This is a genomic window from Archangium violaceum Cb vi76, from assembly GCF_000733295.1.
Lineage (GTDB): Bacteria > Myxococcota > Myxococcia > Myxococcales > Myxococcaceae > Archangium > Archangium violaceum.
In genome coordinates, this window is sequence record NZ_JPMI01000093.1 from 23516 (window position 1) to 39907 (window position 16392).

At 70.5% G+C, this 16392-nt stretch carries 12 protein-coding genes; 6 read left to right on the plus strand and 6 right to left on the minus strand.

The genetic code is table 11. The annotated features are described in order from the left end of the window. The first annotated feature begins 108 nt into the window (after positions 1-108). The 5 genes from Q664_RS14655 (at position 109) to Q664_RS14675 (ending at position 8974) form a co-directional block, all read left to right on the plus strand. Positions 109-1125: a stage II sporulation protein M gene (locus Q664_RS14655; protein WP_043394868.1), complete on the plus strand. Its 1017-nt coding sequence runs from the start codon at positions 109-111 to the stop codon at positions 1123-1125. Between the two features lie 21 nt (positions 1126-1146). Next, the gene (locus Q664_RS14660) at positions 1147-5094 is read left to right on the plus strand and encodes a serine/threonine-protein kinase (RefSeq protein ID WP_052518107.1); all 3948 of its coding nucleotides are present in this window, start codon (positions 1147-1149) and stop codon (positions 5092-5094) included. Positions 5095-5205: 111 nt separating this feature from the next. Further along, entirely contained in the window at positions 5206-7998 is a 2793-nt protein-coding gene (locus Q664_RS14665; protein ID WP_052518108.1) for a serine/threonine-protein kinase, read from the plus strand. Between the two features lie 90 nt (positions 7999-8088). Then, the gene (locus tag Q664_RS59065) at positions 8089-8598 is read left to right on the plus strand and encodes a hypothetical protein (RefSeq protein WP_160174410.1); all 510 of its coding nucleotides are present in this window, start codon (positions 8089-8091) and stop codon (positions 8596-8598) included. Positions 8599-8614: 16 nt separating this feature from the next. Beyond that, positions 8615-8974, plus strand: a complete 360-nt coding sequence (locus Q664_RS14675; RefSeq protein WP_043394872.1) for a DUF4288 domain-containing protein — start codon at positions 8615-8617, stop codon at positions 8972-8974. Positions 8975-9005: 31 nt separating this feature from the next. Here Q664_RS14675 and Q664_RS14680 read toward each other — a convergent pair whose 3' ends face one another. The 6 genes from Q664_RS14680 to Q664_RS14705 are packed head-to-tail and all read right to left on the minus strand — an operon-like array spanning position 9006 to position 15657. Then, positions 9006-10313 carry a DUF58 domain-containing protein gene (locus Q664_RS14680; RefSeq protein WP_043394874.1) on the minus strand — a complete coding sequence of 436 codons (1308 nt, stop codon included), beginning with the start codon at positions 10311-10313 and terminating at the stop codon, positions 9006-9008. Continuing rightward, entirely contained in the window at positions 10310-11302 is a 993-nt protein-coding gene (locus Q664_RS14685; protein ID WP_043394876.1) for an AAA family ATPase, read from the minus strand. Before Q664_RS14685 ends, Q664_RS14680 begins: the two co-directional genes overlap by 4 nt. Next, positions 11299-12597: a DUF4350 domain-containing protein gene (locus tag Q664_RS14690; protein ID WP_043394879.1), complete on the minus strand. Its 1299-nt coding sequence runs from the start codon at positions 12595-12597 to the stop codon at positions 11299-11301. The genes Q664_RS14685 and Q664_RS14690 overlap by 4 nt, the downstream gene beginning before the upstream one ends. After that, complete coding sequence (locus Q664_RS14695; RefSeq protein ID WP_043394881.1) at positions 12590-14446, minus strand: DUF4129 domain-containing protein; 1857 nt, start codon at positions 14444-14446, stop codon at positions 12590-12592. The genes Q664_RS14690 and Q664_RS14695 overlap by 8 nt, the downstream gene beginning before the upstream one ends. A 1-nt stretch (position 14447) precedes the next feature. Next, positions 14448-14720 carry a hypothetical protein gene (locus Q664_RS14700; protein WP_043394883.1) on the minus strand — a complete coding sequence of 91 codons (273 nt, stop codon included), beginning with the start codon at positions 14718-14720 and terminating at the stop codon, positions 14448-14450. 49 nt (positions 14721-14769) lie between these two features. Continuing rightward, complete coding sequence (locus tag Q664_RS14705) at positions 14770-15657, minus strand: phosphate ABC transporter substrate-binding protein (protein WP_043394885.1); 888 nt, start codon at positions 15655-15657, stop codon at positions 14770-14772. A 101-nt stretch (positions 15658-15758) separates the two neighbouring features. Here Q664_RS14705 and Q664_RS14710 point away from each other — a divergent pair, with 101 nt between their 5' ends. Further along, complete coding sequence (locus Q664_RS14710) at positions 15759-16385, plus strand: DUF2780 domain-containing protein (RefSeq protein WP_326938699.1); 627 nt, start codon at positions 15759-15761, stop codon at positions 16383-16385. Positions 16386-16392 lie beyond the last annotated feature (7 nt).

The following is a 16392-nucleotide window of genomic DNA, read 5'->3' on the forward strand; positions in this document are numbered from 1 at the left end:
GTAGATATCTACACTTGGTGTGGGTCTTTTGAATACATATCCAGGTGTAGATATCTACACTTGAAGTCCATTCGGAGTCGTTCGTGCGGAGGCTTAGAGTCTCCTCGCATGGAGATGCCCGAGTTCATCGAGGCGAGGCGGCCGCGCTGGCAGCAATTGGAGGCCCTGCTCGACAAGGCCGAGGAGCACAGCCTGCGCGCCCTGCAACTGGAGGAGGCCCGCTCGCTGGGCAAGCTCTACCGCGCCGTCTCCAGCGATCTGCTGTGGGTGCGCGCCCGCGGCGGCTCGGCCGACGTGAGTGAGTACCTCAATGATCTGGTGGGCCGCGCCTACGCCCTCACCTATCCAGGCCAGCGGCCGAGGCTCTCGGACGTCTGGGCCTTCGTCGCCCGCGGCTTCCCCGCGTTGCTGCGCCAGGAGTGGCGCATGTACCTGGCCTCGGTGCTCCTCTTCCTGGCGGGCCTGGGCTTCGGCTACCTCGGCATGCTCGCGGATCCGGACGCGGCCACCTACCTCGTTCCCGCGGAGCACCTGAACCTGGACCCCGTCGAGCGCGCCGCCGACGAGGCCTCGGGCGACGGCATGTCCGTGCAGCAGCAGGCCGCCTTCACCACCTTCCTCTTCACGCACAACATCGAGGTGGCGTTCCTCGCCTTCGCTCTCGGCATCACCGTGGGGGTGGGCACGGCGTTGATGCTCTTCTTCAACGGGCTGATGCTGGGGGCGCTCGCGCAGGTGTACACGGCCAAGGGGATGGCCGGCTGGTTCTGGGCGTGGATCCTCCCGCACGGCATTCCGGAGATCACCGCCATCTGCATCGCGGGGGCGGCGGGCTTCGTCATCGCCCGGGGGCAGGTGGCGCCGCGCGGTCTTCCCCGGGGCATGGCCCTGCGCCAGGAGGCCGTGCGCGCGGTGAAACTCCTCTTCGGCACGCTCGTGCTCTTCGTGCTCGCGGGCTTCATCGAGGGCACCATCTCGCAGATCCACCCGCCGAAGCTGTCGGTGCTCTTCAAGGTGTCCTTCGCCCTGACGGTGGGTCTGGGCGTCTATGCCTACCTGTGCTCGGACTGGATGCGCGGGGCCCAGGCGGATTCCGCGGGCCCGGGCGGGAGTGGCGCGCGTTAGGGCGGGGGACGGGCGGACCTCATGGAACACGACAAGACCGCTCCGAGCGCACCGGCCCCCTTCCCTGGAATCGCTCTGAAGGGGAAGGTGGTCGCCGGCCGTTTCACGCTCGAGGACGAGGCCGGACGCGGAGGGATGGGCACCGTCTACCGGGCGCTCGACTCGTCCACCGGCCGGCGCGTGGCCCTCAAGCTGCTGCATGCCGTCGCGTCCCAGCAGGCGGTCATGCGCTTCAACCGAGAGGCCGTGCTGCTCGAGGGGCTGCGCCACCCGGCCATCGTCTCGTACGTGGCGCATGGCACCCTCGACAATGGCCAGCCCTACCTGGCCATGGAGTGGCTCGAGGGGGAGGACCTGACGCGCCGCCTCTTGCGCGAGCCGTTGACGCTCTCCGAGGTGATGGCACTGCTGCGCCGGGCCGCCGAGGGATTGGCCGCCGCCCACCGGCAGGGCATCGTTCACCGGGACCTCAAGCCCTCCAACCTCTTCCTGCGCGGGGGCCGGCCCGAGGACGTGGTGGTGCTGGACTTCGGGCTGGCGCGCCATGCGGCGCCGACGCTGATGGAGGTGACGGGCACGGGCACGGTGGTGGGCACCCCGGGGTACATGGCGCCGGAGCAGGCCTCCAGCAAGTCGGAGATTCCACCCGCCGCGGACATCTTCTCGCTGGGGTGCGTGCTCTACGAGTGCCTCACGGGCACGCCGCCCTTCGCGGCGCCGCACTTCGCCGCCGTGCTGGCCAAGATTCTCTTCGCCGAGCCGCTCGCCCTGCAGAAGGCACGCCCCGGCCTGCCCATGGGCCTGCAGGTGCTGGTGGACCGCATGCTGGCCAAGGAGCCCAAGCGGCGGCTGCCGGATGCGGATGCGCTGTTGGAGTCGCTCTCCGCGCTGGAGTCGGTGCCCGAGCTGTTGCTGCCCCAGGCCGGGACGGACTCGCGACCCCTCACCATGGCGGGGGCCGAGCAGAAGCTCGTCAGCGTGCTGCTGGTGTCCCCGCGCGCCAGGGTCCTGGAGGAGGAGACGGCGGATTGGGATGAGGGGCTCGCCCTGCGCGACGCCCTGCGCGCGGAGGTCTCTCCCCATGGTGCCCAGGTGGAATTGCTGGCGGATGGCTCGCTGGTGGGCACGCTGATGCCCGAGCGCGGCACCGCCACGGACCAGGCGGCGCTGGCGGCGCGCTGTGCCCTCACCTTCAAGGAGCGCTGGCCCGAGGCCGCCGTGGTGCTGACCACGGGCCTGGGGGTCGTCAACGAGCGGCTGCCGGTGGGCGAGGTCATGGACCGGGCGGGGCGGCTGTTGCGCCAGGTGAGCCTCATGCCGTCCTCCGCGCAGGTGGTGATGGACGAGGTGACGGCGGGGCTGCTCGGCGCGAGCTTCCAGCTTTCCCGCCTCGATTCGAGCTCCTTCCTGTTGCAGGGCGAGCAGCTCAGCGCGGACGAGTCCCGTCCGCTGCTGGGCAGGCCCACGCCGTGTGTGGGCCGCGAGCAGGAGCTGGCCCTGCTCGAGCTCAGCTTCTCCTCATGTGTGGAGGAGCCGGTCGCGAGGGCCCTGCTGGTGACGGCACCGGCTGGAGTGGGCAAGTCGCGGCTGCGCCATGAGTTCCTGCGCCGCATGGAGCGCAAGGAGCAGCCACCGCTGGTGCTGTTGGGGCGGGGAGACCCCATGCGCACGGGTGCTTCGTATGGACTGTTGGGCCAGGCGCTGCGGCGGTGGTGTGGCATCGGGGAAGGGGGCCGCCAGGAGGAGCACCGGGAGCGGCTGTCTCAACGCGTTGCCCGGCACCTGCCGGAAGCAGGCGCCCGCGAGACCGTGGAGTTCCTGGGCGAGCTGTGCGCCCTCCCATTCCCCGCGGAGGGCAATGCGCGGCTGAACGCGGCCCGGAGCGAGCCGCGGTTGATGAGCGCGCAGATGGGCCGGGCGCTGGTGGCCTTCCTGAAGGCGGAGTGTGCCCACCAGCCGGTGTTGCTGGTGCTGGAGGATCTGCACTGGAGCGACGCGCTCGCCGTGGCGCTGGTGGACGAGGCCCTGCGGGAGTTGGACGAGCACCCCTTCATGGTGCTGGCGCTGGCGCGGCCCGAGGTGAAGACGCTCTTCCCGGGCCTGTGGTCCCGGCGGTTGCAGGAACTGCCGCTGCACGGGCTGAGCCGCAAGGCGGGGGCGCGGCTGGTGCGGGAGGTCCTGGGCTCCCAGGTGCCGGACGCCGTCGTCCAGCGGGCCGTGGAGATGGCCGATGGCAACGCGCTCTTCCTGGAGGAGCTCATCCGCGGCGTGTCCGAGGGACGAGGGGAGGGCGCTCCGGAGACGGTGCTGGCGGTGCTCCAGGCGCGTCTGCAGCGGATGGAGCCGGGGGCGCGCCAGGTGTTGCTGGTGGCCAGCGTCTTCGGCCGGACCTTCTGGACGGGAGGCGTGGCGGAGCTGTTGGGCCGGCAGTTCGCGAACGAGGCCCTGGAGCAGCTCCTGGGGTTGCTCGTGGAGCAGGAGGTCGTCGAGCGGCAGCCGGACAGCCGTTTCTCCACCGAGGCCGAGTACCGCTTCCGCCACGCACTGGTGCGGGACGCGGCCTACAGCCTGGTGCCCGACAGCCATCGTCCGGTGGGCCACCGGCTGGCCGGTGCCTGGTTGGCGCAGATGGGCGAGCCGGATCCCCTGGTGCTCGCCACGCACCACCAGCTCGGCGAGCAGCCGGAGCGCGCCGTCCATTTCTACACCCGGGCCGCGGAGCAGCTCTTCGAGCATTACGACATGCCGGGGACGATGCGGTGCGTGGAGGCGGCGCTGGCTTGCGGGGGGGACGGCGCGAAGTTCGTCCGGCTGCGCGCGCTCCAGGCCGTGGTGGCCTTCTGGATGGATGACATGCCGAAGTGCCTGGCGCTCGGCGGTGCCGTCCTGGAGGAGCTGGAGGTGGGCAGCCGGCTGTGGTGCTGGCTGATGGGTGGACAGATCCTCGGGGGCATCTACAGCGGCATGCGCCAGGAGCAGCTCACCCGGCTGAAGCAGTTGTTGCGCGCCACCACCCCGGCGCCCGAGGCCGTGGGCGCCTACCATTGGGCCGTCAGCTGCATGGGCCTGTCCTTCGTGTTCTCCGGCTCGCGTTGGGAGTTGGAGGACTGGCTCGGGCAGATGGGGCCCATGGTCGCGAGCGGGCCATCACGTGGGTGGACGCGGTACATCGACGGCTTCTTCCATCACCTCTTCGAGCCCAGGCCATGGCATGCCTTGACGCAGGCCGAGCAGGGGACGCGGTATTTCCGTGAGCTCGGCGTGGAGCGGGACGCGCTCATCGTGCAGACCTTCCAGGGGTTGGCGCTGGCCGCGCTGGGAGAGGTGCCCCGGGCCGTGGAGCGGATGCGGGAGGTGCTGACCGCGGGCCGGCGTTTGGAGGCACACCTCGCGGTGGGAGCGGCCCAGCACTACCTGGCACAGGTGCTGGCCAACAGCCCCGAGCCGGCGCACCAGCAGGAGGCGTATGACCTGGTACGTGACTGGGTGGACCTCGAGGAATCCTACTTCTACAGGCGGGGCATCGCGCACTCCGTGCTGGCGAAGGTGATGGGGGAGCGAGGCGGGTGGCGGGAGGCCGAGGCGCATGCACGCAAGGCCTGTGAGTTGTTGGCCCCCTTCCAGGCGGACGTGGTCTACGCGCGCGGGTGCCTCGGCAACATCCTGCTCGCCCAGGGGAAGACGGCGGAGGCCCGAGAGGTGGCGGCGCTCGGTGTGCGGGAGTTGGAGGCGACTCGGAGTATGGGCATCTACGCGGTGGCCATCCGCCTGGCATGGGCGCGAGCCTGCTTCGCGGAGGGGGCCACCGGGGAGGGGAACGCCGCCCTGCGCGAGGCTTTGCTCTGTGTGCGTGCTCGCGCCCACGACATTCCCGAGCCAGAGGCCCGCGAGCGCTTCCTGCGGCAGGTCCCCGAGAACGCCCGGACCCTGGAGCTGGCCCGCCAGCGCTGGGGCGAAACCACGGTGTAGGACTGTAGGACCGACAGCGGCGCCCAGCGCCAGGCGGTCGTACTCGTACATACGGTGAAGGCTCAGGGCGGATGGTGGGGTGGGGATGTGATAGGTTCTCCCCTGTCCCGCATGGATAGCGACAAGACGGCTCCATCTCCACCGAGACCTCCTCCCACCATCGCTCCGCAAGGCCAGCTCATCGCCGGGCGATTCGTCATCGACGACCTGGCGGGACGCGGGGGCATGGGCCTCGTCTACCGTGCCAGTGACCGCACCACCGGCCGGACCGTGGCCCTCAAGCTGCTGCATGCCTCGCCGTCGCAGGAAACCACGCTGCGCTTCAACCGCGAGGCCGTGCTGCTGTCCATGCTGAACCACCCGGGCGTCGTGTCCTACGTGGCGCATGGCACCGTCGACGGGGGCCAGCACTACCTGGCCATGGAGTGGCTCGAGGGAGAGGACCTGGCGCGCCGGCTGCTGCGCGAGCCCCTGCGCCTGTCCGAGGCCCTGGCGCTGCTGCGCCGGGCCTCCGAGGCGCTGGCCGTGGCCCACCGGCAGGGCATCGTCCACCGCGATCTCAAGCCCTCCAACCTCTTCCTGAGAGGCGGCCGGCCCGACGACGTGGTGCTGCTGGACTTCGGGCTGGCCCGGCAGGCCGTCGCCACGATGATGGGCGTGACGGGCACCGGTGCGGTGGTGGGCACGCCGGGCTACATGGCGCCGGAGCAGGCCTCCAGCGAGTTGGAGATTCCGCCCGCCGCCGATGTCTTCTCGCTCGGGTGCGTGCTGTACGAATGCCTCACGGGCAGGCCGCCCTTCGAGGCGCCGCACTTCGCCGCCGTGCTGGCCAAGATCCTCTTCGCCGAGCCGGCGCGCCTGCACAAGCTGCGCCCCAGCCTGCCCATCAGCCTGCAGGGGCTGGTGGACCGGATGCTGGTGAAGGACCCGAAGCGGCGGCTGGCGGATGCCGATGGGTTGCTCAAGGCGCTCGTGGAGCTGGAAGCCGTCCCCGAGCTGCTGCTGCCCCGCTCCGAGTCGGATCCGCGTCCCGCGAGCCTGGAGGGCGCCGAGCAGCAGCTCGCCAGCGTTCTGCTGATGTCCCTGCCGGCGCACGGCCAGGAGGAGACGTCCGAGGCGCCCAGGCGGGGACTCGAGGTGCGGGATGCGTTGCGCGCGGAGCTCTCGGCGCATGGCGTCCGGGTGGAGCTGCTGGCGGACGGCTCGCTGGTGGCCACGCTGGTGCCCGAGCGTGGCACGGCGACGGATCAGGCGGCGCTGGCGGCGCGCTGTGCCCTCACCTTCAAGGAGCGCTGGCCCGAGGCCGCCGTGGTGCTGACCACGGGCCTGGGCATGTTCAACGAGCGGCTGCCGGTGGGCGAGGCCATGGACCGGGCGGGGCGGTTGCTGCGCCAGTTGGAGCGCCTCCCCGACTCCTCGTGCGTGGTGCTGGACGATGTCACGGCGGGGCTGCTCGGGCCGGGCTTCCAACTCTCGCGCATGGATTCGGGCGCCTTCCTGCTGCAGGGCGAGCAGTTGGGCGTCGACGCCTCGCGGCCGCTGCTGGGCAAGCCCACGCCGTGTGTGGGCCGGGAGCAGGAGCTGGCCCTGCTGGAGTTCTCCTTCAACACCTGCATCGAGGAGCCCGCGGCGCGGGCCATGCTGGTGACGGCGCCGGCCGGAGTGGGCAAGTCGCGGCTGCGCCACGAGTTCCTGCGCCGGCTGGAGCGGCGGGAGCAGCAGCCGCTGGTGTTGTTGGGGCGGGGAGACCCGGTGAGCGCGGGCGCCTCGTACGGCCTGATGGGCCAGGTGCTGCGGCAGGTGTGCGGAATCGTGGAGGGAGAGCCCCTGGAGACGCGCCGCGCGCGGCTGTCCCAGCGGGTGGCCCTGCACCTGCCGGCGGAGGAGGCCCGGCAGGTGGCGCCTTTCCTGGGAGAGCTGTGCGCCGTGCCCTTCTCCGGAGACGAGAGCTCCCGGCTGCTCGCGGCCCGGAGTGATCCATTGGAGATGAGCACCCAGGTGAGTCAGGCCCTGGTGACCTTCCTGCGAGCGGAGTGTGCCCACCGGCCGGTGTTGCTGGTGCTGGAGGACCTGCACTGGAGTGACGCGCTCACCGTGAAGCTGGTGGAAGAGGTGCTCCGGGCCCTGGCCGAGCAGCCCCTGATGGTGCTGGCGCTGGCGCGGCCGGAGGTGAAGGACCTCTTTCCCGGGTTGTGGGCGCGCCGCATGCAGGAACTGCCGCTCCATGGGTTGAGCCGCAAGGCGGGGACGCGGCTGGTGCGTGAGGTGCTGGGGCCGCAGGTGCCCGAGGCGGCGGTGCGCAGGGTGGTGGAGCTGTCCGACGGCAACGCGTTCTTCCTGGAGGAACTCATCCGCCTGGTGCCCGAGGAGCGCGGAGAGTGGGCACCGGAGACGGTGCTGGCGGTGTTGCAGGTGCGCTTGATGCGGATGGAGCCCGCGGCCCGGCAGGTGCTGCTGGCGGCCAGCGTCTTCGGCCGCACCTTCTGGCGGGGAGGCGTGGAAGCCCTGCTGGAGTCCACGGTGGGCGAGACCCTGGATCGCCACCTGCGGCAACTCGTGGAACAGGAGCTCATCGCGCCGCAGCCGGGAGGCCGTTTCCCCGGTGGGGGCGAGTACCGTTTCCGCCACGCCCTGGTGCGGGACGCCGCCTACGGCCTGGTGTCGGACACGGTCCGGCCCACGGGTCATCGCCTGGCGGGCGAGTGGCTGGAGCGGATGGGAGGGGAGCTGGAGCCGCTGGAGCTCGCCACCCACTTCCACCTCGGGCAGCAGCCGGCGCGAGCCCTTCCTTTCTATCTCCAGGCCGCCAAGCGCTTCCTGGAGCGGCATGATCTGCCGGGGCTGCTGCGGTGTCAGCACGGCGCCCTGGCCTGTGGTTACGGCGGCGAAGCCCCCTCGGTCTGAGCGCGGGCCAACCCGCCCTACTGTTCAGGATGTTGCGGCAGTCGGGGGGCGTACCCGGGAATACCCTGATGACTCGGTAGCATCCGAGACATGTACCTCCAGAACTCTCAGCGACTCCGATGCATCGCACTCGCGATGAGCCTTGTCGTACTGGGAGCCGAGGGGCGCGCCCATCAAGCGCAGCCAGTTCCCGGTGTATCCAATTCGGATCATGCGCCTGCCGCGGTGCGGCCTCCCGGCTTCCATGCATGTCCCGTCGAGACCATGAGCTGTTATCCCGGGTGCGCGCAGGTTGGAGAACTGTATGCGTGCGGGGCTCAGTTGATCGTGCTCGCGGGGGGACTGACCGCCGCGATCATCGCGGTCGCGGAAGAGGAGGACACTTCGGTCGACGACTTCTGCAAGAAGCACACGGCTCTCTGCGCGAAAGGAGGCGTGCAGAACAAGGAGAACGAGTACGTTCGTGATGCCAGGTTGCGAGCGGACGCTTGTGGGTGGCTTCAGGAGCAGTACGCCGGAGCGGAAGCAAGCGAACGCGAGAAGATCCGCCTGGCGCAGAAGTTCCTCGGCTGTCGCAACAAGCAGAAGCGCAAGTCGTGAGGGGAGCGAGGGGACGATGTCCTGGTATGCCGCACATGTTGTGCTCTATCACGAGTTCAGGGAGGGGCCGCAGGAGGAGTTCTCGGTCATGGAGAACGTCTACCTCATCCACGCCGCAACCGATGAGGAAGCCTTCGCACGCGCCGAGAAGCGAGGACGCTCCGACTGCGTGGAGGACGACGAGAGCCTGACCGTCGATGGAAGGCCCTCCCGTCTCGTTTTCGGGGGCGTGCGGAAGCTCATCTCTTGTGCCACCGACACCGAAACCCTCGAGGATGGTGTCGAGGCAACGTACTCCTTCCTGGTCGTTTCCGGCCGGCAGCAGCTCGATTCCTTGATCAAGGGGGAACCCGTCCCCGTGCTCTACGAGGAATGAGCGTCCGCCGGATGAACCGCCAGCATGAGCCCTACAGCACGCCGCGCGCCTTGATGTCGAGGTAGCGGTTGACGGCGGCGAGGCTCAGCTCATCCGGCTGCACGTCGAGCATCTGCACGCCACCGGCGCTCACCTTGGCCTTGAGTGTTTCCCGGTCCGTGAGCAGCTCGCTGGCCACGGCCTGCTGGTAGGCCTGCTCGGGCCCCGAGGGCTCGGTGCGCAGCAGCGCCGCGAGCGCGGTGTCCCGCACGGACAGGCACAGGGGCACGTGCCGGCGCGCCAGCCGATGGAGCGGTGCCACCATGGTGGAGGCCTGCTCCTCGTCGAGGAAGTCCGTGAACACGCACAGCAGGCTGCGCCGCGTGAGGCGCACGTTCAACTCCTTGAAGAGCGCCAGGTAGTCCACGTACGTGAGGCTCGGCGTGGTGGAGTAGAGCGTGTCCAATATCTTCCGGTATTGCAGCCGGCCCGCCGCGGGCGGCAGGTACGCCTTCACCCCGTCCGCGAACACGGCCAGCCCCACGCGGTCCCCGTTGCGCACCGCCACGAAGGCCAGGAAGAGCGCCGCGTTGACGGCATGGTCCAGCTTGGTGAGCCCGTCCACCTGCGCCGCCATGGAGCGGCCCGCGTCCACGCAGATGAGGATGGACTGCGAGCGCTCGGACTCCATCACCCGCGTCACCGGCCGGGTGCGCCGCGCGGTGGCCTTCCAGTCCACGTCGCGCACCGAGTCTCCCTGGGCATAGTCACGCAGCCGCGCGAACTCGCTGCCCCGGCCATCCCGGCGCAACTGCCGCAGGCCCAGGTTCACCAGATCCAACGCCGCGCCGGACAGCAGCAGCCGGCTGGCGCCCCGCAGGTCCGGGAACACCGACACGTTCTGCGCCAGCAGGAAGTGGCGCTCATGGAAGACGAGCCCCAGCGGCCCCCGCACCCGCACGTGCACGTCCCCGAAGGCGAACTTGCCGCGCTTGGAGGGGGACACCCGGTACACCCAGCGCGTCTGGCTGTCCGCGGACAGGTGGAGCGGGGCCTCCTCGGGCGTGGCGGTGAAGGACTCGGGCACGTCGTCCTTCACGTGCACGTCCACCGCCTGGCCGCCGCGGTGAACCAGCAACAGCTCCACCTTGTTGGGCGCGCCCACGGACAGGCGGGTGGGCAGCTTCCGGCTCACCTCCAGGCGTACCCGGCGGGCCATCAGGAAGTCCGCTCCCGCCAGCCCCAGGGCGAGCACATCCAGCACCAGCACCGCGCCGCCGAGGCCCGGGAAGAATCCCGCCGCCATCATCGGCACGGCCAGCAGGCACAGCAGCACCCACAGGCGCCCGGTGGGCATCACCGGGGGACCTCGACGGACTGCACCACCTCGCGCAGCACGTCCGAGGGCGTGGCTCCGTCCAGCTCCGCGTCCGGTGACAACAGCAGGCGATGGCGCAGCACGGGCCCGGCGAGGAAGCGCACGTCATCCGGCGTGACGAAGCCCCGGCCGCGCAGGGCCGCCAGCGCCTTGGAGGCCAGCAGCAGGTGCACGCCCGCGCGAGGCCCCGCGCCCAGGCGGATGCGGCTGGAAGTGCGCGTGGCCGCCACCAGCTTGCGCACGTACGCGAGCACCGGCGGTTCCACCGTCACCTCGTTGAGCGCCGTCCGTGCCGCGAGCAGGCCCTCCTTCGTCACCGCCGGCCCCACGCCCGCGCGTGCCAGGTCTCCCGCGTCGAAGCCCCGGTGCACCGACGCGAGGATGGCGTCCTCCTCCTCGGGGGCCGGGTAGCCCACGTCGATCTTCAACAGGAAGCGGTCCAGCTGCGCCTCGGGCAGCGGGTAGGTGCCCTCGGACTCCACCGGGTTCTGCGTGGCGAACACCGTGAAGAGGGGCGAGAGGGGCATGTTCCGGCCCTCCAGCGACACGCCACGCTCCTGCATGGCCTCCAGCAGCGCGGACTGCGTCTTGGCGGGGGCGCGGTTGATTTCATCCGCCAGCAGCAGGTCCGTGAAGATGGGGCCGCGCACCAGCACGAAGGCCTGGCTCTTCAGATCGAAGATGCTGGTGCCCAGGATGTCGGCGGGCATCAGGTCCGGGGTGAACTGGATGCGCTTGAAGTCCGCGCTGACGGCGCGCGAGAGCGCCTTGGCCATGAGCGTCTTGGCCACGCCGGGCACGCCCTCCAGCAGCACGTGGCCGCCGGCGATGAGGCCCACGAGCATCAACTCGAGTGGCTCGTCCTGGCCGACGACGGCCTTGCGCACCTCGGAGAGCACGCCCTCGCGGATGGCATGGGCGGCGGCCACGGCGTTGCCGGCGGTGGAGGTGGGAGCGAAGGTGGAAGTCATGACTCCTCGGGGGTCGAAGCAACGAGCGCGCGCGAGGGCGGCCCGGAAGGATGGATGCGCTGGCGCAGCACCGCGGCGCGGGAGGCCAGTTGTTTCAAGTCGCTCTCGCTGGACACCGTCTCGGCGTTGCGGACCACGGCCCGCAGGCCATGGGCCAGGTCCTCCCGTCCGCGCGAGGCCAGCCCCTCGGCGACGGACTTGGGGGGCGCATGGGCGGGCAGGCCGGCGTGCAGGGCCAATTCCTGGGTGAGGCCCCGGGTGATGAGGCCGGCGGCGAAGCCGTGGTGGCGGCCCTCGCGGTACAGGCGGCTCATGGCGAAGAGGGCGTCCGTGGACCCCACGCGCGTGGACTCGGGCGGCGTGCGCGGCCGGCCGAAGCGCTTGAGGGCCACCGCCCACAGACACAGCCCCAGCAGCAGTTGCGCCACCGCGAAGTGCAGGCCATAGCGGCGGGCGAAGTCCACCACCGAGCGCTCGTTGGTGAAGCCGTGGTGGTGCTCGTCGAACTCGTAGGGTCCGGGACCCAGGGTGCGCAGGGCGCTCAGCCAGAACTGCGCGTTGTCCGCGCGCGCGAGCGCCTGGTTCATCGCCAGCTCCGGCGCGCCCACCACCAGCACCTTTCCCGCGCCGTAGGGCACCACCGCCGCCACCGTCATGTGCAGCGGTTCGTCCCGCAGCAGGGGCACCGCGCCCTTCTCGGGCAGCGTCAGGTAGGCCTGTACCTTCGCCTCCACGCGCTCCACGCCCAGTGTGTACGGGCTGGAGAGCGGCGGGACGAGCGTGCGCATGGGCAGCGAGGCGTCCGCCTTGAAGAGCTTCACCCCGAGCGCGTCCAGCAGCGGATTCTCCTGGGAGCCCCACGGCACGTAGACGAGGGCGCTGCCGGCCTTCACGTGCTCGAGCAGCTTCTCCGTCTCCTTGTCGCTCAGCTCGGGGACGTACAGCCGGTTGAAGCCGTGGCGGGGGACCTCCTCGTCCTCCAGCCCGTCCTCCTTGTCGGCGGCGAGCGCCGTCTGGTCGGGGTCTTCCTCGTGGGCGCCCTTCACCTCCACCGCGAGCAGCACGGGAGTGCCCGTGCCCTTCTGGATGATTTGAAGGTCCGCGGTGCGCCGGACCACGGGCAGGCCACTCTCCTGGACGAGCAGGAAGAGGCCACGGGCTCCGTCGGGCTGGGCGCGCCAGGTGGAGAGCGTGTCGGCGAAACCGCCCCGGGCCGCGCCGCGCACCAGCCACGTGCCCAGCACGGCGGTGATGAGCAGACCTCCCACCACGAGCAGCGGGAAACGGTCACGCACCGGCGGCCTCCGGAGTGGCGGGGGTGGGATTGAGCATCGGGGCACACAGCGCGCGGAAGTCGCGGTAGCCGTCCGCGCCCACCGGCAGGTTGCCATACCAGGCGAAGTCGAAGCGCAGCGTCAGCTCGCGGAAGGAGGGGACCCACTCGCGGCGGCTGCGGAACTGGCGCAGGTAGTCCCAGTTGCTCAGCGTGGTGTCGTAGTGGATGACACCGTCGCGGTGCAGGCGCGAGAGCAGGGCGAGGTACAGGCTGCGCACGGCCTCGCGGTACTCGCCCCGGGCGGCCAGCTCGTCGGCGAGGTGGGCCCAGCCCTCGGGGGGACGGGCGAGGGCATTCATCGGATCCGCCGCCAGGGTGGACGCGTCCTGGGTGCTCACCTCGAGCCGGGTGTCCTCGCCCGCCCGGGCCTTGCCGAGCGCGCGCAGCAGCACCAGCACGAGCACCACCAGCACCCCGGCGATGAGGACCACCACCAGCACGTTGGCCACCGTCTGCCCGCCAGCGGCCGAGACGCTGGGACCCTGGCTCGTCGTCTCCGAGCGGCGGAAGAGTTTGTCGAGGAACTCCGACAGCCACTTCATGAACCGCTGCCAGAGGCCCTGGGTGGGCGGCACGTCCTCGGACGTCTTCTCCTCCTGGGGCGCCTCGGGTTCGGGCACCTGGAACTCGGGCCGCGCGAGGATGTCCCGGGCGCGCGCCTGGGCCGCCCGGGCATCCTCCTGCTTCTCCAACTCCTCGGTCTGCGTCGCGAGGGTGATGCCCCGCTCGAGCCGGTCCAGGGCGCCGCAGTCCTCGTTCTCCAGGACGTCCTTCTCCACGTCACGCACGAGCCGCTGGTACTTGACGGCCTCGGCCGGGCTCAGCGTGTCGAGTGGCCGCCGCCAGCGCTCCATGGTGGGTGCATCCAGCTCGCAGTACCCGGCCATCTCCTGGAAGCTCTGCCTGGTCTCCGCGAGGGAGGGCGGCTTCACGGGCTGCTGGGCCCCGGCTGGGGTGGCCATCAGGCAGGTGCCCAGGATGGCGAGCAGGACGAGCGCCGCCTTCCGGGTGGGAATCCGCTGCACGGAGGCCAGCAGATCCAGACCCTCCAGGCGCACGCGTCCATCCACCAGCAGCAGCGTGGACGTGGCGGCACGGAGGGGCTCGAAGAGGGTGAAGGTGGCGGAGGCGAGGAAGACGACCCAGGCGGTGTTGTCCAGGGAGGCGAAGCGCTCGGCGAAGGTGAGGTCGATGCCGATCAGCTTGCGGCCGACGTAGAACAGGGTGTTGGCGGCGATATGGAGGTTGAGGAAGGCCAGCAACTGCACCAGCAGGAGGATGCGCACGCCGGTGGCGCTGCCTCGCGCCGGGCCGAGCATCTTCGCGCACACGCCATAGAGCCCCAGGGGGCTGCCACGGCCCTGCATCGTGACGGCGTAGCCGACGAGGTGCGCGGACAGGAAGAAGAAGGCGAAGCCCATCGTGACGCCGAGCGTGAGCAGGTTGAAGACGAAGAGGTACGCCACGGCGCACAGGAGGCTGGGCGTGCGGGCCAGCGCGGCGCGCAGCGAGGCCCATGCGGTGGGCTCTCCCTGGTCCTGGCCGAGCACCAGCTCCTGCACGTGGTGACAGGCGGCGCCCTGGAAGAGGCCGCGGGCGAGCCAGGCGAGGGTGAACCACAGGGCGGGCAGCATCAGCGAGCGGTTGTTCGTGATGGCGTCCGTCAGGTGCATCAGGGCCGCGGTGACGAGCGCCCCGCCGGGCAGGGTGAGGGCCCAGACGCCGGAGCTGCGCACGCAGACGCGCAGGCCCGCGTCCAGGATGGCCACCGCCCCGCGGGGGCGCAATTCGAGCGCGGAGACGCCCATGTCAGAGCCCCGAGGCCATGCGCGAGAGGAGCAGGACGCCGCCATAGACGACGGCGGCGCCGACGAGGGCCAGCAGCACGTTGCCCACGGTCCATTCGCGGCGCTCCGAGGGCCCCTCCAACGCCTTGAGGCGCTTCTCGAGGCAACTGGCGCACCGGTTGATGCCCTCGAACTGGGTGGTGCACTCGCGGCAGACGACGTGGCGGCACTCCACGCAGATACCGAGCCCGGTGCGTTCCGGATGGTAGTGGCAGCGGCCCGAGCCCTGGATCATGGGCGCAGCCTACGCAATCCCGGGGCGCCCGTACCAGCGGCTCGGAGGGCTACTTCACGGGGAAGTAGCCCACGGTGGTGACGAGTTCCTGGCCCTCGGGGGAAAGCACGTAGTCGAGGAAGGCGCGGGTGGTGCCGGTGGCCTGACGGGGCAGGTAGAAGTAGAGGCGGCGCGAGAGCGGGTAGGTGCCGTTCTGGATGTTCTCCGGGCTGGGGGCGATGGCCTCGCTCGCCGCGTCCTTCTTCACCTTCAACTCCTTGATACCCTTGGCGTAGGCGGAGCCGCCGTAGCCGATGCCATTGCGCTCGAGGCCCACCGCGTTCACCACCGCCGCGGTGCCGGGCAGGGTCAGGGCGCGGGGGGTGAAGTCCTCGCCGCCCAGCACCGTGTCCTTCACGAAGACGTAGGTGCCCGAGGAGTTCTCCCGTGAATAGACGACGATGGGCGCGTCGTTGCCGCCCACGTCCTTCCAGCGGGTGGTGTCGCCCAGGTAGATGGCCTTGAGCTGTTCGAGGGTGAGCGCCTCCACGGGGTTGCTCTCGTGGACATAGAAGGTGATGCCATCCACGGCCACGGGGAGCTCGACGGGGCCGGAGGGGTGGCGCTGCTGGGCCTGCTGCCGCTCGGCGTCCTTGATGGGCCGGCTGGACATGGCGATGTCGGTGGTGCCGTTGATGAGCGCCGCGATGCCCGTGCCCGAGCCGCCGCCCGTCACCTGGATTTTCGCTTCCGGGTGCACCTTCATGAACCGCTCGGCCCAGCGCTGGCCGAGGAGGACCATGGTGTCCGAGCCCTTCACCGTCACGGAGCCCTGGAGGCCCGGCACGGGAGGGGCCCGGGTGCCCGCGTCCTCTCCGTCGGAACCGGATGGACGCCTGCATCCGGACAGCAGTCCGAGGAGCGTGAGGACGAGGAGTGAGCAGTGCTGCGGTCTCATGGGGCCAGGATACACAGGGCCCGCTCGACGGATGGTGACATCTCCGTCTTGCAACGGACGCCCTTTGGGGCCGGTAGGAGGTTTTCCGGTGAGAATCCGGTGTGGGGTCCGCTAGAACCGCCGCTCTCGCGGAGACGGAGGAGAACGGAATGGACTTCATCGGACAGCTTTCGCAGCAGCTTGGCGTGGACTCCAACCAGGCGCAGGGCCTCGCGGGCTCGCTGCTCAAGCTGGTGCAGGGGACCGTGAAGGAGAAGATGGGGCCGGAGGCGGCGGACCAGATGGGCCAGGCCATTCCCGAGATGCAGGGGTGGCAGCAGCAGGCGGAGGCTGGGACGCAGTCGGCCTCGCAGGGGGAGTCCGGTGGTGGACTGATGGGGGCGTTGGGAGGGCTGGGTGGGCTTCTGGGGGGTCAGGGCCAGTCGTCTGGGGGAGGCGGCGGCGGGCTGATGGGCGCGCTCGGTGGGGCCGTGGGTCAGGCGAGTGAGGTGGCGGGGGTCGTGGCGCTGCTGCAGCGCTTCAACATCGATGCGGGCAAGGCCTCGCTGGTGGCGCCGCTGCTGCTCAACTTCCTCAAGTCCCGGCTCGACCCGAAGCTGGTGGGGGGCATCCTCGCGGTGATGCCGATGCTCGCCAACCTGGGGAGTGGGGGCGGCAACGCGCCGGACGGTGGAGGCGGCCAGGGCGGTGGAGGCCTGGGCGGGCTGCTGGGTGGCCTCATCCGCTGAGCCCAGA